Annotated in this window: 18 protein-coding genes and 1 pseudogene; 6 read left to right on the forward strand and 13 right to left on the reverse strand. The window is 69.6% G+C overall.

Annotated elements, in window-relative coordinates; translation table 11 throughout:
* The 12 genes from nuoL to ACFSL4_RS23225 are packed head-to-tail and all read right to left on the reverse strand — an operon-like array spanning window position 1 to window position 12,892.
* Window positions 1-1,974, reverse strand: coding sequence for an NADH-quinone oxidoreductase subunit L (nuoL, locus tag ACFSL4_RS23170; protein WP_381086154.1), 1,974 nt, complete (start codon window positions 1,972-1,974; stop codon window positions 1-3).
* Between the two features lie 14 nt (window positions 1,975-1,988).
* The gene (nuoK, locus tag ACFSL4_RS23175) at window positions 1,989-2,288 is read right to left on the reverse strand and encodes an NADH-quinone oxidoreductase subunit NuoK (protein ID WP_023547474.1); all 300 of its coding nucleotides are present in this window, start codon (window positions 2,286-2,288) and stop codon (window positions 1,989-1,991) included.
* Entirely contained in the window at window positions 2,285-3,127 is an 843-nt protein-coding gene (locus ACFSL4_RS23180; RefSeq protein ID WP_381086157.1) for an NADH-quinone oxidoreductase subunit J, read from the reverse strand. Before ACFSL4_RS23180 ends, nuoK begins: the two co-directional genes overlap by 4 nt.
* Window positions 3,124-3,726 (reverse strand): NADH-quinone oxidoreductase subunit NuoI, encoded by a 603-nt coding sequence (gene nuoI / locus ACFSL4_RS23185; protein ID WP_381086160.1) that lies wholly within the window; start codon window positions 3,724-3,726, stop codon window positions 3,124-3,126. The genes ACFSL4_RS23180 and nuoI overlap by 4 nt, the downstream gene beginning before the upstream one ends.
* On the reverse strand, window positions 3,719-5,083 hold the full coding sequence (nuoH, locus tag ACFSL4_RS23190; RefSeq protein ID WP_381086163.1) for an NADH-quinone oxidoreductase subunit NuoH: 1,365 nt from the start codon (window positions 5,081-5,083) through the stop codon (window positions 3,719-3,721). Before nuoH ends, nuoI begins: the two co-directional genes overlap by 8 nt.
* Window positions 5,080-7,608, reverse strand: a complete 2,529-nt coding sequence (locus tag ACFSL4_RS23195; protein ID WP_381086166.1) for an NADH-quinone oxidoreductase subunit G — start codon at window positions 7,606-7,608, stop codon at window positions 5,080-5,082. The genes nuoH and ACFSL4_RS23195 overlap by 4 nt, the downstream gene beginning before the upstream one ends.
* Window positions 7,605-8,990 (reverse strand): NADH-quinone oxidoreductase subunit NuoF, encoded by a 1,386-nt coding sequence (gene nuoF, locus ACFSL4_RS23200; protein WP_381086168.1) that lies wholly within the window; start codon window positions 8,988-8,990, stop codon window positions 7,605-7,607. Before nuoF ends, ACFSL4_RS23195 begins: the two co-directional genes overlap by 4 nt.
* Window positions 8,987-9,853: an NADH-quinone oxidoreductase subunit NuoE gene (gene nuoE / locus ACFSL4_RS23205; protein WP_381086171.1), complete on the reverse strand. Its 867-nt coding sequence runs from the start codon at window positions 9,851-9,853 to the stop codon at window positions 8,987-8,989. The genes nuoF and nuoE overlap by 4 nt, the downstream gene beginning before the upstream one ends.
* Complete coding sequence (locus ACFSL4_RS23210; protein ID WP_381086174.1) at window positions 9,850-11,181, reverse strand: NADH-quinone oxidoreductase subunit D; 1,332 nt, start codon at window positions 11,179-11,181, stop codon at window positions 9,850-9,852. The genes nuoE and ACFSL4_RS23210 overlap by 4 nt, the downstream gene beginning before the upstream one ends.
* Window positions 11,178-11,969: an NADH-quinone oxidoreductase subunit C gene (locus ACFSL4_RS23215; RefSeq protein WP_381086177.1), complete on the reverse strand. Its 792-nt coding sequence runs from the start codon at window positions 11,967-11,969 to the stop codon at window positions 11,178-11,180. Before ACFSL4_RS23215 ends, ACFSL4_RS23210 begins: the two co-directional genes overlap by 4 nt.
* The gene (locus tag ACFSL4_RS23220) at window positions 11,966-12,520 is read right to left on the reverse strand and encodes a NuoB/complex I 20 kDa subunit family protein (protein WP_030174336.1); all 555 of its coding nucleotides are present in this window, start codon (window positions 12,518-12,520) and stop codon (window positions 11,966-11,968) included. The genes ACFSL4_RS23215 and ACFSL4_RS23220 overlap by 4 nt, the downstream gene beginning before the upstream one ends.
* A gap of 12 nt (window positions 12,521-12,532) precedes the next feature.
* Window positions 12,533-12,892, reverse strand: a complete 360-nt coding sequence (locus ACFSL4_RS23225; protein WP_003992243.1) for an NADH-quinone oxidoreductase subunit A — start codon at window positions 12,890-12,892, stop codon at window positions 12,533-12,535.
* 858 nt (window positions 12,893-13,750) lie between these two features.
* On the opposite strand from ACFSL4_RS23225, the gene ACFSL4_RS23230 reads away from it, so the two are divergent.
* Window positions 13,751-14,563 (forward strand): C40 family peptidase, encoded by an 813-nt coding sequence (locus ACFSL4_RS23230; protein WP_381086181.1) that lies wholly within the window; start codon window positions 13,751-13,753, stop codon window positions 14,561-14,563.
* A 145-nt stretch (window positions 14,564-14,708) separates the two neighbouring features.
* On the opposite strand, the pseudogene ACFSL4_RS23235 reads toward ACFSL4_RS23230, so the two are convergent.
* A pseudogene (locus tag ACFSL4_RS23235) lies at window positions 14,709-15,140 on the reverse strand (RHS repeat-associated core domain-containing protein); the annotation flags it as partial.
* Window positions 15,141-15,259: 119 nt separating this feature from the next.
* Between ACFSL4_RS23235 and ACFSL4_RS23240 the strand changes: the two are divergent.
* The 5 genes from ACFSL4_RS23240 to ACFSL4_RS23260 all read left to right on the forward strand — a co-directional run.
* Window positions 15,260-16,456, forward strand: coding sequence for a helix-turn-helix domain-containing protein (locus ACFSL4_RS23240; protein ID WP_381086184.1), 1,197 nt, complete (start codon window positions 15,260-15,262; stop codon window positions 16,454-16,456).
* A gap of 138 nt (window positions 16,457-16,594) precedes the next feature.
* A complete protein-coding gene (locus tag ACFSL4_RS23245; RefSeq protein WP_381086187.1) occupies window positions 16,595-16,906 on the forward strand; it encodes a hypothetical protein in 312 nt (103 codons plus the stop codon).
* The gene (locus ACFSL4_RS23250) at window positions 16,900-17,241 is read left to right on the forward strand and encodes a hypothetical protein (protein WP_381086190.1); all 342 of its coding nucleotides are present in this window, start codon (window positions 16,900-16,902) and stop codon (window positions 17,239-17,241) included. The genes ACFSL4_RS23245 and ACFSL4_RS23250 overlap by 7 nt, the downstream gene beginning before the upstream one ends.
* A gap of 594 nt (window positions 17,242-17,835) precedes the next feature.
* Window positions 17,836-18,033 (forward strand): helix-turn-helix domain-containing protein, encoded by a 198-nt coding sequence (locus tag ACFSL4_RS23255; RefSeq protein WP_381086196.1) that lies wholly within the window; start codon window positions 17,836-17,838, stop codon window positions 18,031-18,033.
* Window positions 18,030-19,162 (forward strand): tyrosine-type recombinase/integrase (locus ACFSL4_RS23260; protein WP_381086193.1); only part of this gene is annotated, 1,133 nt, incomplete at its 3' end. The genes ACFSL4_RS23255 and ACFSL4_RS23260, both read left to right, overlap by 4 nt.

Consider the following 19,162-nt stretch of genomic DNA (forward strand, 5'->3'; position numbering starts at 1 on the left):
TCAGACCGCCCTCATGAGCAGGGTCAGTGCGACGAGCACCGCCGCACCGCCGAACATCGAGACCGCGTACGACCGGGCGTAGCCGTTCTGCAGCCGGCGGAGCCGTCCGGAGAGACCGCCGACCGAGGCCGCCGTGCCGTTGACGACGCCGTCGACCAGGGTGTGGTCCACGTACACCAGGGAGCGCGTGAGGTGCTCTCCGCCGCGGACGAGGACAACGTGGTTGAAGTCGTCCTGGAGCAGGTCGCGCCGGGCGGCCCGGGTGAGCAGCGATCCGCGCGGGGGGACGGCCGGGACCGGGCGGCGCCCGTACTGGGCGTAGGCGATGCCGACGCCGACGAGCAGCAGCACCAGGGTCGCGCCCGTGACCGTCCCGGCGCTGACCGGCGAGTGGCCCTCCGCGTGACCCGTGACCGGCTCCAGCCAGTGCAGGAAGCGGTCGCCCAGCGAGAAGAGGCCACCCGCGAACACCGACCCGAAGGCCAGCACGATCATCGGGATCGTCATCACCTTGGGCGACTCGTGCGGGTGCGGCTCCCCCGTCGCGGCAGCGACATGCTCAGACGCAGCATCGCCGCGGTGCTCCGCGGCCGGTTCCGCACTCGACTCGTCCGGGGAGGCCGTCGGCCGGTTCCTCCAGCGCTCCTCGCCGAAGAACGTCATCAGCATCACACGCGTCATGTAGTACGCGGTGATGGCCGCGCCGAGCAGGGCCGCGCCGCCGAGGATCCAGCCCTCGGTGCCGCCCTTGGCGAACGCCGCCTCGATGATCTTGTCCTTGGAGAAGAAACCGGACAGGCCCGGGAAACCGATGATCGCCAGGTAGCCGAGGCCGAAGGTGACGAACGTGACCGGCATGTACTTGCGGAGGCCGCCGTACTTGCGCATGTCGACCTCGTCGTTCATGCCGTGCATGACCGAGCCTGCCCCGAGGAACAGCCCGGCCTTGAAGAAGCCGTGCGTCACCAGGTGCATGATCGCGAAGACGTAGCCGATGGGGCCGAGGCCCGCCGCGAGCACCATGTAGCCGATCTGCGACATGGTCGAACCGGCCAGCGCCTTCTTGATGTCGTCCTTCGCGCAACCGACGATCGCACCGAAGAGGAGCGTGACGGCACCGACCACGGTGACGACCAGCTGCGCGTCGGGCGCCGCGTTGAAGATCGCGCCGGAGCGGACGATCAGGTACACACCCGCGGTCACCATGGTCGCGGCGTGGATGAGGGCGGAGACCGGGGTCGGGCCCTCCATGGCGTCCCCGAGCCAGGACTGCAGCGGCACCTGGGCGGACTTGCCGCACGCGGCCAGCAGCAGCATCAGGCCGATGGCGGTGAGCCTGCCCTCCCCCGCCTTGTCCGCGCCGGCGAGGACCGGCTCGAAGGCGAAGGTCCCGAACGTCGTGAACATCAGCATGATGGCGATCGACAGGCCCACGTCGCCGACACGGTTGACGAGGAACGCCTTCTTCGCGGCGGTGGCCGCGCTCGGCTTGTGCTGCCAGAAGCCGATCAGCAGGTACGAGGCGAGGCCCACGCCCTCCCAGCCGACGTACAGCAGCAGGTAGTTGTCGGCGAGGACGAGCAGCAGCATCGCCGCGAGGAACAGGTTCAGATAGCCGAAGAAGCGGCGCCGGCGCTCGTCGTGCTCCATGTACCCGACCGAGTACAGGTGGATGAGCGACCCGACGCCGGTGATCAGCAGCACGAACGTCATCGACAGCTGGTCGAGCCGGAAGGTGACGTCGGCCTGGAAACCGCCCACCGGGATCCAGCTGAACAGGTGCTGCGTCATGGTCCGGTCCTCGGCGCCCTTGCCCAGCATGTCGGCGAAGAGGACGACGCCGACCACGAAGGAGGCGGCGGACAGCACCGTGCCGATCCAGTGGCCGACCCCGTCCAGCCTTCTGCCGCAGCACAGCAGGACGGCCGCTCCGAGCAAGGGCGCCGCGATCAGCAGCGCAATCAGGTTCTCCACGATTCAGCGACCCCTTACAGCTTCATCAGGCTGGCGTCGTCGACCGAGGCCGAGTGGCGGGTACGGAACAGCGACACGATGATCGCGAGCCCGACCACGACCTCCGCGGCGGCGACGACCATCGTGAAGAACGCGATGATCTGGCCGTCGAGATTGCCGTGCATCCGGGAGAAGGTGACGAACGCGAGGTTGCAGGCGTTGAGCATGAGCTCGATGCACATGAACACCACGATCGCGTTCCGCCGGATCAGCACGCCGGTGGCGCCGATCGTGAACAGCAGGGCGGCGAGATACAGGTAGTTGACCGGGTTCACTTCGACGCCTCCTCGGTCCTCTTGAGCGCGGGCCGCTCGTCCTCGGTCCGCTCCAGACGCTCGGCGGTGCGGTGCTCCAGGGCCTTCAGATCGCTCAGCGCCTGTTCGGACACATCACGGATCTGGCCGCGGGCGCGCAGCGTCTTGTTGACGGTCAGCTCGGACGGGGTGCCGTCCGGGAGGAGGCCCGCGATGTCCACCGCGTTGTGCCGGGCGTACACGCCGGGGGCCGGCAGCGGCGGGACGTGCTTGCCCTCCCGGACGCGCTGCTCGGACAGCTCGCGCTGGGTCCTGGCGCGCTCGGTGCGCTCGCGGTGGGTGAGCACCATGGCGCCGACCGCGGCCGAGATGAGCAGCGCGCCCGTGATTTCGAAGGCGAACACGTACTTGGTGAAGATGAGGGCGGCGAGGCCCTCCACATTGCCGTTCGCGTTCGCCTGGCCCAGGCCGTCGAAGTCCTTCAGCGCCGCGTTGCCGATGCCGCCGAGCAGCAGGACGCCGAAGCCGACGCCGCACAGGAGCGCCAGCCAGCGCTGCCCCTTGATGGTCTCCTTCAGGGAGTCCGCCGCGGTGACACCGACCAGCATCACCACGAACAGGAACAGCATCATGATCGCGCCGGTGTAGACCACGATCTGCACGACACCCAGGAAGTAGGCGCCGTTGGCGAGGTAGAACACCGCCAGGACGATCATGGTGCCGGCCAGGCAGAGCGCGCTGTGCACGGACTTCTTCATGAAGACGGTGCACAGGGCGCCGATCACCGCGACGGTGCCCAGGACCCAGAACTGGAACGCCTCACCGGTGGAGGTGGTGTAGGCGGCGAGCTGCGCGCTCATGCGTCCACCTCCTCCGCCGAGGGCTGTTCGCCCTTGGAGACAGCGGCCTGACGCACCGTGCCGGGCGCGGCCTCCGTCACCAGGCCCCGGTAGTAGTCCTGCTCGTCCGTCCCCGGGTAGATGGCGTGGGGCGTGTCGACCATGCCCTCTTCGAGGCCGGCCAGCAGCTGTTCCTTGGTGTAGATGAGGTTGGCGCGGCTGGAGTCGGCCAGCTCGAACTCGTTCGTCATCGTGAGCGCGCGGGTCGGGCACGCCTCGATGCACAGGCCGCACAGGATGCAGCGGGCGTAGTTGATCTGGTACACCCGCCCGTACCGCTCGCCCGGGGAGTAGCGCTCCTCGTCCGTGTTGTCCGCGCCCTCCACGTAGATCGCGTCGGCGGGGCAGGCCCAGGCGCACAGCTCGCAGCCGACGCACTTCTCCAGGCCGTCCGGATGACGGTTGAGCTGGTGCCGTCCGTGGAACCGCGGAGCCGTGGTCTTCTTCTGCTCCGGGTACTGCTCGGTCAGCCGCTTCTTGAACATGGCCTTGAAGGTCACGCCGAAGCCGGCCACAGGGTTCAGGAAACCGGGCTCGGTCTCCTTGGGCTCCTCAGCCATCGGACGCCTCCTTTCCATCCGAAGATCCGTCACTGACAGTGTCCGCGCCACCACTGACAATCAGCTCCCGCTCACGGTGCGGGCGGCGCCTCGGCACCGGCGGCAGCGTCTGGCCCGGCAGCGGCGGTACGGGGAATCCGCCCGCCATCGGGTCGAAGGCGGCGGGCTCCTCGGCGGAGCGCGCGGTCTGTTTCGCCCTCTCGCGGAACATGTCGGCGACGAACGACAGCAGCAGCAGCGCCAGGACGCCGCCGGCCACGTACAGGGCGATGTCGCCGAAGGCGTAGTTCTCGTTGCGCAGCGCCCGTACCGTCGCGACGAGCATCAGCCAGACCACGGAGACCGGGATGAGGACCTTCCAGCCGAGCTTCATCAGCTGGTCGTAGCGGACGCGCGGGAGCGTGCCGCGCAGCCAGATGAAGAAGAACAGCAGCAACTGGACCTTGATGACGAACCAGAGCAGCGGCCACCAGCCGTGGTTCGCGCCCTCCCAGAAGGTGCTGATGGGCCACGGGGCCCGCCAGCCGCCCAGGAAGAGCGTGGTCGACACGGACGAGACCGTCACCATGTTCACGTACTCGGAGAGCATGAACAGCGCGAACTTGATCGACGAGTACTCGGTGTTGAAGCCGCCGACCAGGTCGCCCTCGGACTCCGGCATGTCGAAGGGGGCCCGGTTGGTCTCGCCGACCATCGTGACGACGTAGATGATGAACGAGACCGGCAGCAGCAGGATGTACCAGCGGTCGTGCTGCTGCTCGACGATCGCCGAGGTGGACATCGAGCCCGAGTAGAGGAACACCGAGGCGAAGGCGGCGCCCATGGCGATCTCGTAGGAGATCATCTGGGCGCACGAGCGCAGGCCGCCCAGCAGCGGGTAGGTGGATCCGGAGCTCCAGCCCGCGAGCACGATGCCGTAGATGCCGATCGAGGCGACCGCGAGGACGTAGAGCATCGCGATCGGCAGGTCGGTGAGCTGCATCGCGGTGCGGTGGCCGAAGACCGAGATCTCGTTGTCGGCGGGTCCGAAGGGGATCACCGCGATCGCCATGAAGGCCGGGATGGCCGCGACGACCGGCGCCAGGATGTAGACCACCTTGTCGGCGCGCTTGACGATGAGGTCTTCCTTGAGCATCAGCTTCACGCCGTCGGCGAGCGACTGGAGCATGCCCCAGGGGCCGTTCCGGTTGGGGCCGATGCGCAGCTGCATCCAGGCGACGACCTTGCGCTCCCACACGATGGAGACCAGCACGGTCACCATCAGGAAGGCGAAGCAGAAGACCGCCTTGATGGCGATCAGCCACCACGGGTCGCGGCCGAACATGGAGAGGTCTTCAGCGGCGAGGTACGGGCTCATGCCTCCACCTCCTTGGGGGCTTCGGCGGTGGACGTCGCCGGGCCGATGCGGACGAGGGTGCCGGGCAGCGCTCCGGCGTCGGAGATGACGCCGCCGCCCGTGGAGTTCATCGGGAGCCACACCACGCGGTCCGGCATCTCGGTGACCTGCAGCGGCAGTTCGACGGTTCCGGCGGGGCCGCTCACGGCCAGCACCGCACCGTCCTCGACGCCGGCCTCGGCGGCGGTGGCGGCCGACAGACGCGCGCGTGCCGCGTGCCGGGTGCCGGCGAGCGCGTCGTCGCCCTCCTGCAGACGGCCCCGGTCGAGCAGCAGCCGGTGGCCGGCGAGCACTGCCTCCCCGGCGGCCGGGCGGGGCAGCTGGGTGCCGGTACCCATCGGGTCGGCCGCCCGGGACCCGTCCCATGTGCCGAGCCGGTCCAGCTCCGCGCGCACGGTGCGCAGATCGGGCAGTCCCAGGTGGACGTCCATGGCGTCGGCGAGCATCTGGAGCACCCGCGCGTCGGTGGGCGGCAGCCGACGGGTCATCTGCTCGGGCTTGAGCGCGGCCTCGAAGAAGCGCGCCCGGCCCTCCCAGTTGAGGAACGTGCCGGCCTTCTCGGCCACCGCCGCCACCGGCAGCACCACGTCCGCGTGCTCGGTGACGTCACTGGGGCGCAGTTCGAGCGAGACCAGGAAGTCCACCGCGGCAAGTGCCGCACGCGCGCGTGCCGGATCGGGCAGATCGGCCACCTCGACGCCGGCGACCACCAGGGCCTGCAGCTCGCCGCTCGCGGCGGCGTTCACGATCTGGCCCGTGTCGCGGCCGTAGCCGCTCGGAAGTACCGCGACGCCCCAGGCGGCGGCGACCTCCTCCCGGGCCCTCGGGTCGGTGGCCGGACGTCCGCCCGGCAGCAGCGAGGGCAGCGCGCCGGCCTCGACGGCGGCCCGCTCCCCGGCCCGGCGCGGGATCCACACCAGTTCGGCACCGGTCGCGGCCGCGGCCCGCACGGCGGCGGTCAGCCCGCCCGGCACGCCGGCGAGACGCTCACCGACGACGATCACCGCGCCCTCGGTGCGCAGTGCCTCGGCGGCCCGGACGCCGTCCCCCTCCAGGCCGACCTCGCCCGCCAGGGCGTCCAGCCACTCGGGCTCGGTGCCGGGCGCGGCGGGCAGCAGCGTCCCGCCCGCCTTCTCCAGGCCCCGGGTGGCGTGCGTGGCCAGCGAGAAGACCAGCTGCTTGCGCTTGCGCCACGCCTTGCGCAGCCTCAGGAAGACGCCGGGCGCCTCCTCCTCGGACTCGAATCCGACGAGCAGGACGGCCGGCGCCTTCTCCAGGGAGGTGTAGGTGACGCCGCTGCCGTCGAGGTCGCGGCCCCGCCCGGCGACCCGGGCGGCCAGGAAGTCGGCCTCCTCGGTGCTGTGCACACGCGCGCGGAAGTCGATGTCGTTGGTGTCGAGCGCCACGCGCGCGAACTTGCTGTAGGCGTAGGCGTCCTCGACGGTGAGCCGGCCGCCCGTCAGCACACCGGCCCGGCCCCGCGTGGCGAGCAGGCCCTGCGCCGCCACCCGGAGCGCCTCCGGCCAGGACGTGGGCTCCAGCTCACCCGACTCGTTGCGCACCAGCGGCCGGTCGAGCCGGTCCTTCATCTGCGCGTACCGGAACGCGAAGCGTCCCTTGTCGCAGATCCACTCCTCGTTGACCTCGGGGTCGCTCGCCGCGAGGCGCCGCATGACCTTGCCGCGCCGGTGGTCGGTGCGGGTCGCGCAACCGCCGGAGCAGTGCTCGCACACGGACGGGGAAGAGACGAGGTCGAAGGGGCGGGCACGGAAGCGGTAGGCCGCGGAGGTGAGCGCGCCGACCGGGCAGATCTGGATGGTGTTCCCGGAGAAGTACGACTCGAAGGGGTCGCCCTCGCCGGTGCCGACCTGCTGGAGCGCGCCCCGTTCGAGCAGTTCGATCATCGGGTCGCCGGCGATCTGCTTGGAGAAGCGGGTGCAGCGGGCGCACAGCACGCAGCGCTCGCGGTCGAGCAGCACCTGGGTGGAGATCGGTACCGGCTTCTCGTAGGTGCGCTTCTTGCCCTCGAAGCGGGAATCGGCGGCGCCGTGCGACATCGACTGGTTCTGCAGCGGGCACTCGCCGCCCTTGTCGCAGACGGGGCAGTCCAGCGGGTGGTTGATGAGCAGGAACTCCAGCATCCCCTTCTGGGCCTTCTCGGCCACGGGCGAGGTGAGCTGGGTCTTCACCACCATTCCGTCCGTACACGTGATCGTGCAGGACGCCATGGGCTTGCGCTGGCCCTCGACCTCGACCATGCACTGGCGGCAGGCGCCCACCGGGTCGAGGAGGGGGTGGTCGCAGAAGCGGGGGACCTCGATGCCGAGCTGCTCGGAGGCACGGATGACCAGGGTGCCCTTGGGCACGCTGATCTCGATGCCGTCGATGGTCAGCGTGACGAGGTCCTCCGGCGGGATGGCCGCCTCTCCCTTTCCGGAGGAGCGCTGGCCCGCGGCGGAGCCGCTGTCGGATTGCTGTACGGTCATGCGTTCACCTCCGTGCGGTCGGCCCAGGCCGTGGACTTGGCCGGGTCGAAGGGGCAGCCCCGGCCGGTGATGTGCTCCTCGTACTCCGCGCGGAAGTACTTGAGGGAGGAGAAGATGGGTTGGGCGGCGCCGTCTCCGAGGGCGCAGAACGCCTTGCCGTTGATGTTGTCGGCGATGTCGGCGAGCTTGTCGAGGTCGGCCATGGTGCCCTTGCCGGCCTCGAGGTCCCGCATCAGCTGCACCAGCCAGTACGTCCCTTCGCGGCACGGTGTGCACTTGCCGCAGGACTCGTGGGCGTAGAACTCGGTCCAGCGGGTGACGGCGCGGACCACGCAGGTCGTCTCGTCGAAGCACTGCAGGGCCTTGGTGCCGAGCATGGAGCCGGCGGCGCCCACGCCCTCGTAGTCGAGCGGGACGTCGAGGTGCTCGTCGGTGAACATGGGCGTCGACGAGCCGCCCGGGGTCCAGAACTTCAGGCGGTGGCCGGGCCGCATGCCGCCGCTCATGTCGAGCAGCTGGCGGAGTGTGATGCCGAGCGGGGCCTCGTACTGGCCGGGGCTGGCGACGTGGCCGCTGAGCGAGTAGAGCGTGAAGCCGGGGGACTTCTCGCTGCCCATCGACCGGAACCATTCCTTGCCCCGGTGCAGGATCGCGGGAACCGACGCGATCGACTCGACGTTGTTCACCACAGTCGGGCACGCGTAGAGGCCCGCGACCGCGGGGAAGGGGGGACGCAGCCGCGGTTGGCCACGGCGGCCTTCGAGCGAGTCGAGCAGCGCGGTCTCCTCGCCGCAGATGTACGCGCCCGCGCCCGCGTGCACGGTGAGGTCGAGATCGAGTCCGCTGCCGAGGATGTTCTTGCCGAGGTAGCCCGCCTCGTACGCCTCGCGCACGGCGGAGTGCAGGCGCCGCAGCACGGGGACGACTTCACCACGCAGATAGATGAAGGCGTGCGACGACCTGATGGCGTAGCACGCGATGACGATGCCCTCGATGAGGCTGTGCGGGTTCGCGAAGAGGAGCGGAATGTCCTTGCACGTTCCGGGCTCCGACTCGTCGGCGTTGACAACGAGATAGTGAGGCTTGCCATCACCCTGGGGAATGAACTGCCACTTCAGTCCCGTAGGGAATCCCGCGCCGCCGCGCCCGCGCAGTCCGGAGTCCTTGACGTACGCGATCACCTCGTCCGGCGACATGGCGAGCGCCTTGCGGAGCCCCTCGTAGCCGTCGTGCCGGCGGTAGACGTCCAGCGTCCAGGACTTCTCCTCGTCCCAGAAGGCGGACAGCACGGGTGCGAGCAGCTTCTCGGGGCTCGTTTCCCCGCCGCCCTCGAATCCGCTCGGGCGGGCGGTGCCCCCGTTCTCGGCTGCCACGGTCATCACTGCCCCTCCTCGGCTGCGGGCCCGGCCGGGTGGCTCGGGTCGGAGGCCGATGTGTCCTGCGGCGCGTCGTGCGAGCTGAGGTGCACGTCCGCGTTGGCCGCCGTCCCACTGCGCGGCTCGTCGTGCGGCCCGCCGTCCCGCGGGTGGACCACGCGCGCGGCGGGCTTCTCCCCCTTGGCCAGCCGCAGCCCGGTCAGCGAGGCCGGTCCCGCGCCACCGGTCGCGTCGACGGCCCCTTCCCGTTCGTCGGGGAAGCCGGCCAGGATCCGGGCCGTCTCCTTGAAGGTGCACAAGGGGGCGCCGCGGGTGGGATCGGCCTGCCGTCCCGCCCGCAGGTCGTCCACGAGGCGCTTGGCGCTCTCGGGGGTCTGGTTGTCGAAGAACTCCCAGTTGACCATCACGACCGGCGCGTAGTCGCAGGCCGCGTTGCACTCGATGTGCTCCAGGGTGACCTTGCCGTCGCCGGTGGTCTCGCCGTTGCCGACGCCGAGGTGCTCCTGGAGGGCGGAGTAGATCGCGTCGCCGCCCATCACGGCGCACAGCGTGTTGGTGCAGACGCCGACCTGGTAGTCGCCGGAGGGCCGCCGCCGGTACATGGTGTAAAAGGTGGCGACCGCGGCGACCTCCGCCGTGGTCAGCTCCAGCACGTCCGCGCAGAACTGCATTCCGGTGCGCGTGACGTGGCCCTCCTCCGACTGCACCAGGTGCAGCATCGGCAGGAGGGCGGACCGGGAGTCCGGGTAGCGGGCGATGATCTCGCGGGCGTCCAGCTCGAGCCGGGCTCGAACGCCGTCCGGGTAGTCGGGCGCGGGCAGCTCGGGCATGCCCAGGCTGACGCCGTGATCCGAAGAACTGGTGGTCACCGGTCGACGCCTCCCATCACGGGGTCGATGGACGCGACGGCGACGATGACGTCGGCGACCTGGCCGCCCTCGCACATCGCGGCCGTGGCCTGCAGGTTGGTGAAGGACGGGTCCCGGAAGTGGACCCGGTAGGGCCGGGTGCCGCCGTCGGAGACGACGTGCACGCCGAGTTCGCCCTTGGGGGACTCGACGGCCGCGTACGCCTGTCCCGGCGGGACGCGGAAGCCCTCGGTCACCAGCTTGAAGTGGTGGATCAGGGACTCCATGGAGGTGCCCATGATCTGCTTGATGTGGTCGAGGGAGTTGCCGAGCCCGTCGGGTCCCAGGGCGAGCTGGGCGGGCCAGGCGATCTTCTTGTCGGCGACCATGACCGGGCCGGGCTCCAGCCGGTCCAGGCACTGCTCGACGATCCTGACCGACTGGCGCATCTCCTCCAGACGGATGAGGAACCGGCCGTAGGCGTCGCAGGTGTCGGCGGTCGGGACGTCGAAGTCGTACGTCTCGTAGCCGCAGTAGGGCTGCGCCTTGCGCAGGTCGTGCGGCAGGCCGGCCGCGCGCAGGATCGGGCCGGTGGCGCCGAGGGCCATGCAGCCGGACAGGTCGAGGTAGCCGATGTCCTGCATGCGGGCCTTGAAGACGGGGTTCCCGGTGGCGAGCTTGTCGTACTCCGGGAGGTTCTTCTTCATCTTCTTCACGAACTCGCGGATCTGGTCCACCGCGCCCGGCGGCAGGTCCTGGGCGAGTCCCCCGGGGCGGATGAAGGCGTGGTTCATCCGCAAGCCGGTGATCAGCTCGTAGATGTCGAGGATCATCTCCCGGTCGCGGAAGCCGTAGATCATGATCGTGGTGGCGCCGAGCTCCATGCCTCCGGTGGCGATGCACACCAGGTGGGAGGACAACCGGTTCAGCTCCATCAGGAGCACGCGGATGACCGAGGCGCGGTCGGGGACCTGGTCCTCGATGCCGAGGAGCTTCTCGACGGCGAGGCAGTAGCCCGCCTCGTTGAAGAACGGCGTCAGGTAGTCCATGCGCGTCACGAACGTGGTGCCCTGCGTCCACGTGCGGAACTCGAGGTTCTTCTCGATGCCGGTGTGGAGGTAGCCGATGCCGCAGCGGGCCTCGGTGACCGTCTCGCCCTCGATCTCCAGGATCAGCCTGAGCACTCCGTGCGTGGACGGGTGCTGCGGCCCCATGTTGACGACGAGGCGCTCGTCGTCGGCGCGGGCCGCGGACTGGACGACCTCGTCCCAGTCGCCGCCGGTGACCGTGTAGACGGTGCCCTCGGTGGTCTCGCGCGGGGAGGCGGAGGACGGAGTCTGGGTGTTCATGAGTACGACCTCCGCTGGTCCGGAGCCGGGATCTGGGCGCCCTTGTACTCGACGGGGATGCCGCCGAGGGGGTAGTCCTTGCGCTGCGGATGGCCCAGCCAGTCGTCGGGCATCATGATCCGCGTCAGCGCCGGGTGGCCGTCGAAGATCAGGCCGAAGAAGTCGTACGTCTCGCGCTCGTGCCAGTCGTTCGTCGGGTACACCGGGACGAGCGACGGGATGTGCGGGTCGGCGTCGGGGGCGCTGACCTCCAGGCGGATCAGCCGGTTGTGGGTGATCGAGCGCAGGTGGTAGACGGCGTGCAGCTCGCGGCCCTTGTCGCCGGGGTAGTGCACTCCGCTGACGCCCGTGCACAGTTCGAAGCGGAGCGCCGGGTCGTCGCGGAGCGTCCGGGCGACGGCGACGAGGTACTCGCGCTCGATGTGGAAGGTCAGCTCGTCGCGGTCGACCACCGTCTTCTCGATGACGTTCCCGGGGAGGAGGCCCTGCTCCTCCAGGGCGCCCTCCAGTTCGTCGGCGACCTCGTCGAACCAGCCGCCGTAGGGGCGGCCGGCCGCGCCCGGGAGCCGGATGGAGCGCACCAGACCGCCGTAGCCGGATGTGTCGCCGCCGTTGTTGGCGCCGAACATGCCGCGCTGGACGCGGATCTCCTCGCCGCGGTCCCCGCGCATGCCGGGGAGGTTGGCGGCGCCGAGGTCCTTCTCGGGATTGACGCCGTTGCCGTTGGCGCCGGCGCCGTTCGCGCCGTCGCGCGGCGTGTTCGCGCCGTCGCTCTTCGCGTCACTCATCGCAGCAGCCCCTTCATCTCGATCGTCGGGAGGGCCTTGAGCGCCGCTTCCTCCGCCTCGCGGGCCGCCTCCTCGGCGTTGACGCCGAGCTTGGAGCTCTGGATCTTCTGGTGCAGTTTGAGAATCGCGTCCATCAGCATCTCGGGCCTCGGCGGACAGCCGGGCAGATAGATGTCCACGGGCACGACATGGTCGACGCCCTGGACGATCGCGTAGTTGTTGAACATGCCGCCCGAGGAGGCGCACACCCCCATGGAAATCACCCACTTGGGGTTCGGCATCTGGTCGTAGACCTGCCTCAGGACCGGCGCCATCTTCTGGCTGACCCGGCCCGCGACGATCATCAGGTCCGCCTGGCGGGGCGATCCGCGGAAGACCTCCATGCCGAAGCGCGCCAGGTCGTAGCGGCCGGCGCCGGTGGTCATCATCTCGATAGCACAGCAGGCCAGTCCGAAGGTGGCGGGAAAGACGGACGCCTTGCGCACCCATCCCGCGGCCTGCTCGACAGTGGTCAGAAGGAAGCCGCTCGGCAGCTTTTCCTCGAGTCCCATGGCTTCAGCCCCTCAGTCCCATTCCAGGCCGCCGCGCCGCCATACGTACGCGTACGCGACGAAGACGGTGAGCACGAAGAGCAGCATCTCCACGAGCCCGAAAATCCCCAGGGCGTCGAAGGTGACGGCCCACGGGTACAGGAAGACGATCTCGATGTCGAAGACGATGAAGAGCATCGCCGTCAGGTAGTACTTGATGGGGAAGCGCCCGCCACCGGCCGGTGTCGGGGTCGGCTCGATACCACACTCGTATGCTTCGAGCTTGGCCCGGTTGTACCGCTTCGGACCGATCAGCGTGGCCATGACCACGGAGAAGATCGCAAATCCTGCCCCGAGGGCTCCCAGTACGAGGATGGGCGCATACGCGTTCACCGCTCCTCGCTCCTCTCAGTCGGCACTGACTGCTGGCGGTTGCACTGGGCTCACACCCACCCCGTCTGTACCGCGAACCCCACTCACCCCAGCGAAGATCGTGCACATGTGAAGCAGGTCACAAGCCCAACTGCCGTGCATCCTATGCCCGGGGGTGTGTGATCTGCGACACGAGGGTGCCCTTGTGCTTTGTGATCTCTACCACCCGTCGAACGATCATGAAGTCGGATGAGCGATGACCTTCATACGCGAAGCGGCCGAGCGGTCACCAGGAGGTGACATTTTCACTCATCACCGCTGGTCAGGGCCGCCCCGCACTACCAGGCAACGACCACTGTAGGCAAATTCGCACCGGACCGGATCCCCTGATAGGGGGAGCGCGTTCACATAGGAGAGGGGGAGCGTCGCGGGAGTGGACGTGTGCATGCATTCACGAGTGGAGGCGCCTGCACACAGGGGCGAACGGTTCACCGCCGGCCACCCATCGCACACATCACGTCATCGGCCATGAACGGTCTGCAACCGCACATCGCGCGCCGGCGGTCACACACCCGCGTACCGCACATCGCGCGCCAGCGGTCACGCACCCGCGTACCGCACCCCCGCGGGGACGCCGCCGCCACGGTGACCGTTCCGTGACCTGCACCACACCCATGAAGGCGCCCACAAAGCGAGCTTGGCCACGCGTTCCCACCGGTGATATGTACAGAGCAATCCGGACGTAACGATGAAAGACCGTGATCACAGGCTTGATCATCAGTGTCCGCAATGCCCGTTACGGCGTCAATAAAGAACGACACGCCCGGGATTCAGGGTCTCGATTGAACAACTGTGGCACAGCACACGTTCCTTGAAGGTATGGAGGAGCCCCTGATACCGCTTGTACCCATGTCCCACACCGCTCACATACGCAGCCACCGGAAGCCCCGGAACCGCAGCGCGTCGAACCTCGCGATGCGGGCCGGAGTCGCCGGTGGCGTCCTCAGCATGGCCTCGGTCGGCGCGGCCGCATCGGCGAGCGCCGCCGAGCCGGTGACGCAGACCCTCGAACTGCCCACGCTCACGGCCGACATGGCCACGCAGGTCGCGCAGTCCGCGGAGGCCACCCAGCAGGCCGCGGCCGACTACCTGCTGCGGGCCGAGCGTGACGCGGCCGCGGCGAAGGCCGCGAAGCAGGCCAAGGCGGACCTCGCCGTGGCGCAGAAGAAGGCGGAGGCGAGGAAGAAGGCCGAGGAGGCCCGCAAGGCCGCCGCCGAGCGCGCCACGCGCGACTCCGCGCGGACCGTGCTCTCCGCGACGACCGCGTCCGCGCCGAGCGGCAGCGTCGGGACGGTGATCTCCTTCCTCAAGGCACAGGTGGGCGACGCCTACGTCATGGGCGGCACCGGCCCCAACGCCTGGGACTGCTCCGGCCTCGTCCAGGCCGCGTTCAAGCAGGTCGGCGTCGACCTGCCGCGCGTCTCGCAGGACCAGTCGACGGTCGGCACCGATGTCTCGCTCTCCAGCCTGCAGGTCGGGGACATCCTCTACTGGGGCGCCAAGGGCTCCGCGTACCACGTCGGCGTCTACATCGGCAACGGTCAGTACCTGGACGCGGCGAACCCCTCCAAGGGCGTCGTCATCCAGAACCTCTCCGGGTACCCGGCGACGGGCGCCGTGCGGGTGCTCTGAGCCGCGTCCCGCGGTACGCGAACCGCGCACGGCACAAGCCGCACAAGCCGCACCACCCATACGAGCCGTACGAGCCGTACGGGGTGAAGGGCCGCAGCCGCTCGGGGGCGGCGGCCCTCCGGGCTCGTGCCGTGCGGGCGAAACGCGTCAGCGACTTGCCCATATCGGCCTGCTCCTGTGCCATCTGCGCCGCCGACAGACCCGCGCCCGCCAGCGCCGCCGCCCGCTCCGACGCGGTCAGCGCGATGGACAGACCCGACGGGTCGGACATCGTCACCGGGTTGTTGTGGGCGTAGGTGTAGCCGTTGGACTGCAGCACGTCGTTCAGGTCCAGCACCGGGTCCGCGGACAGGAACCTGCCCACCACCGGGTCGTACAACCGCGCACCCAGCGGCACACAGCCGGACGCGTCGTCCCGCGTCGCACCCAGGAAACCCCCGTGGCTCTGGACGTTCTCCCCGGCCGTGTCCGCACCGCGCTGGTTGCCGAACGGATCCTGCTTGCGCATCCGCACCGGCATGGTCTCCTTGAGACCCACCTCCGCGAACGTGCTGCCCTGATGGTCGCCGGCCAGGGAGTACCCGGCTGCCTGTGTGCAAGGGGTGGCGCGCCCAGGGGTGATCACCACTGTCCGGATGGTCGCGGGTGGTGTGGTCCGGGGTACTTTCTGAGTGTTGCCGCAGAACGGAGTTCGCCGTGCCGCAGAGCATCGAGGAGCACACCGGCGCTCGGATCGCCCGTATCCGGAAGCAGCGCGGTCTGACACAGCAGGGGCTGGGGATGCGGGCCCACGTGTCGAAATCGTTGTTGTCGAAGGTCGAGTGCGGGCAGAAGCCCGCTTCCCCGGCCCTTGTCGCTGCCTGCGCCCGCGCGCTGAAGGTCTCCACCTCTGATCTGCTGGGGCAGCCGTACGCCGAGGAACTGCGCCGTGACCGGATGGACGCGCTGATCCAGCCGATCCGTGAGGGGCTGGAGAACTGGGACATCGCTCTGGACTGGGAGACGGTTCCGCGCCCGGCCGCGTTGATCTGGACCGATGTCCAGCGGGCTCTGGAGCAACGCCGTCAGGCGCAGTACACGGATATGGTGCGCGACCTGCCTGTGCTGATCGACGAGTCGGTGCAGGCGGTACACACCAGTACCGGGGAAGAGCAGCGGCTGGCCTACGAATGTCTGGCGGAGACATTCCGCTGTGTGTTCACCGTGACGTGGAAGCTCGGCTTCCTCGATCTGGCGACCGTTGCGCTGGACCGGCTGGCGTGGACCGCACCGCGCGCCGACGAGCCGGGGCTGGCCGCTATGCATGCCGTCCTGCGTGCGCAAACCACGATGGCGTCGGGTCGGTATGACGTGGGTCTGCGGGTGGTCGACCGGGCGCTGCGGGACCTCGATGGCCAGGAGTCACGCCGCCCGGCGGGCATTGCGGCGATGCGAGGGATGCTACAGTTGCGCGCCGCGACGATCGCGGGCCGTATGAAGGACCGGGACCACGCGGACTCCCGCCTGGCCGAGGCCCGTGCGCTCGCACAGACCACGGGTGAACTGCCCGACTTCGGCGTCACCTGGGGACCGACCAATGTCGGTGTGCATGCCGTGGCCATCGCTGCGGACGCCGACGACTTCGGGCGTGCGATCGAACTCGCCGACAGCGTACGCATCCCGCGCGGCTGGACACGCTCCCGGGCCGGGCACCACTGGATGGACCTCGGCCGGGCTCACGCCTGGGCAGGCCACACGGAGCAGGCGTTGGACTGCCTGCATCAGGCTCGGCGCATCGCTCCGCAGCAGACCCGCTATCACCCGACTGTACGGGAGACCGTGCTGGCCCTGAAACGGCAGGAGCGGGCGCGTAGCGGCTCGCTGGCACAGTACGCGGAGTGGGTTGGGATATAGCGGATTTCTGGCAGGAGGAGTTGCACCCTTCGGTGCAACTACCGTGCATTGCCGGGCAGCAGGCTGACGTCTCGTCAGGACCCCCGCGACCGGGCGAACGGTCCGGGGGCGTGGCCAACGCTGACAAGGAGCGTCGACGTGCCGCACTGTATCGTCCGCATCTTCGAGCCGCTCCTGCGGCTGCTGTTGCCCGCACCGGGCCGCCATCGCGGACCCGGTCAGCGATCCGCCGGCCTCCGCGTGGAGGCGTCAACCGCGAGTCCCTCCCGCTCATCGACCTCTCCGCTACTGCGACGTGAGGAGATCGGGCCGGCCCGCCCGTACCTGGTCGCGCACGAGCCCCTCGAACAACAGCGCCGACGGCCACGGCAACGCGTGGTGCGGCTGGCCGTGCACGGTATCGACATCGATGCCCGGCTGGTCAATGGAGCGGAGGGACGGGCATGGTGAGCCCTGCGGGTCAGCTGCGTCTGCTGCCCTGGACCGGGCCGGAGGGCAAGCCGTGCTATCTCGCGGGCGAGGGAACCGGATACCTGTCCCGGCTCGCCGACGACATGGAGTCGGCCCAGCTCACTCTGGCCGGTGAACTCCTCCGGGAGGCACATCGCGTCCTGGACGGACGACAGTGGGCGGCGGGCGAACTGCACTTGCTGACCGTACAATTGACCGAAGCGCTGACGGACGTCCGCCGGATCGCGATCAGTCGGGGCCAGCGCCTGCCCTCACCGGCCTGCGAGAGCATGGATGTCGTCGCCGACCCGGACGACGTGCATACCTCCCCCTGACGACACGAGCCGTGGGGACCGGTCGTACCGCTGGGCCCGGCTCGATGACTATCCGGCGAGGCCGTGCAGCCCCCGAGGTCAGTCATCCTCCAAGGGCCCGAGCCGCGCTTCTCTACAAATCTCAGCAGCAACGTTGCTCGGTAGGGCACTGCAATCGGCCCTCTGTCCCTCGTCCGCGCCGGCCCTCCCCAGCGGGAGGGGAGGGCGGTGACGGACGGCGCGCGCCGCCGCCGGACACACGGCGGGGCCCCACCGGATCACCTTCCGGTGGGGCCCCGCCCGTGAATGGCTCAGCGGTCTCAGTCCTCCCGGGCGTGCAGCCGGGGATGCCCGGAAGGGTCAACCTTCAGGGCTCCGCCCCGCTGGGCGGACCCAGCGGGGCGGAGGAAGGACTGGCCGGATGTCAGGCCCATCGAGCCGGGAGTTCCGGGAACCCCTGGCCGATGGTCGAGATCGTCGGATACGGCAGTGACGCAACGAGGCCGGAGCCGGCCAGCAGCGCGCGTCCGTGGGCCGCGCCGGGAGCTGGCCGCAGCGAATGGCCGAGTGCATGTGCCGGGGCCGGGCGGGGAGGGGCCGGCCGATGATGGGGCGCTGGGAGCTTCGCTCCCCGCCGGAGGACTCCTCACCGTCCGCCAGGTCATGGAACGCCTCCAACTAGGCCGCACCGCCGTCTACGACCTCATCCGCACCCGCCAACTCCCCTCCCTCACCCTCGGCCGAGCCCGCCGCATCCCCGCACACGCCCTCACCGACTTCATCCACACCCGCCTCGAACAGGACGCCGCATGACGACCGCACCCCACGACACCCCTGCCTCCCGCCGCACCCGCGCCAACGGCGACGGAACCGTCTACCAGCGAAAAGACCGCCGCTGGGAAGCCGCCGGATACGTCCTCGCCCCCGACAACACCCGTCGCCGCGTCCGCGTCTACGGCAACTCGCGCACGGAGGCACTGGCCAAACTGACCGAAAAGATCGCCGCCAGCAACCGCGGCCTCCCCGCCGTCACCACCCAGGGCAGCCTCGCGGCCTTTCTGACGTACTGGCTGGAGAACGTCGCCGTCCACCACCTCCGCGAGAACACCCACACCCGCTACACCGCCGTCGCCCGGCTCTACCTCATCCCCGGCCTCGGACGAAAGAAGCTCGCCAAGCTCACCGCCAAGGACGTCCGCACCTGGCTCAACCAGCTCCGCACCACCTGCCAGTGCTGCACCCGCGGCCTCGACACTGCCCGCGACCAACCCGTCTGCTGCGCCGCGGGGAAGTGCTGCTCCAGGCGGCTCTCGCCACTGACCCTGGCCTACGTGCACTCCGTACTCAAGTCCGCCCTGGAGCACGCGGTACGCGAGGAGGAGGTCCCGCGCAACGTCGCCCGCAACGTCCGCACCGGCACACCCCGGCCCCGCCGCTTCGAACCCCTCACCGCCGAGGATGCGCGCGAGTTTCTGGCTGCCGCCAGCGGTCACCGGTTGCAGCCGCTGCTCGAACTCGCTCTGCACACCGGGCTCCGCAAGGGCGAACTCCTCGGCCTGCGCTGGGAAGACCTCGATCTCACCGGTGGCACCGCCAGCATTCGCCGCACTCTCCAGCGCACCAACACCGCCGGCCTGACCGCCCTCCCGACCAAGACCCAGAGCTCCGAACGGCGCATCGCCCTGCCAACGCCATGCCTGCGCTCTCTCGAACAGCACCGCAACCGCCAGGGTCAGGAACGCGAAGCGGCGGGCGCGGGCTGGAAGGACAGCGGCTACGTTTTCACCCGACCCGACGGAGCCCCGATCGAGGGAGCCACCCTCACCCGGCACTTCAACACCCTGCTCCGCCGGGCCGGGCTCCGCCGCATCCGCTTGTTGAGTCGGCCCGGGGCGCGGTGCCGGGATTGCTCCCGGTCCGTTTCCCCGGACCGCTCGCCGAA

The sequence above is a fragment of the Streptomyces caeni genome, assembly GCF_042678285.1.
Taxonomy (GTDB): domain Bacteria; phylum Actinomycetota; class Actinomycetes; order Streptomycetales; family Streptomycetaceae; genus Streptomyces; species Streptomyces caeni.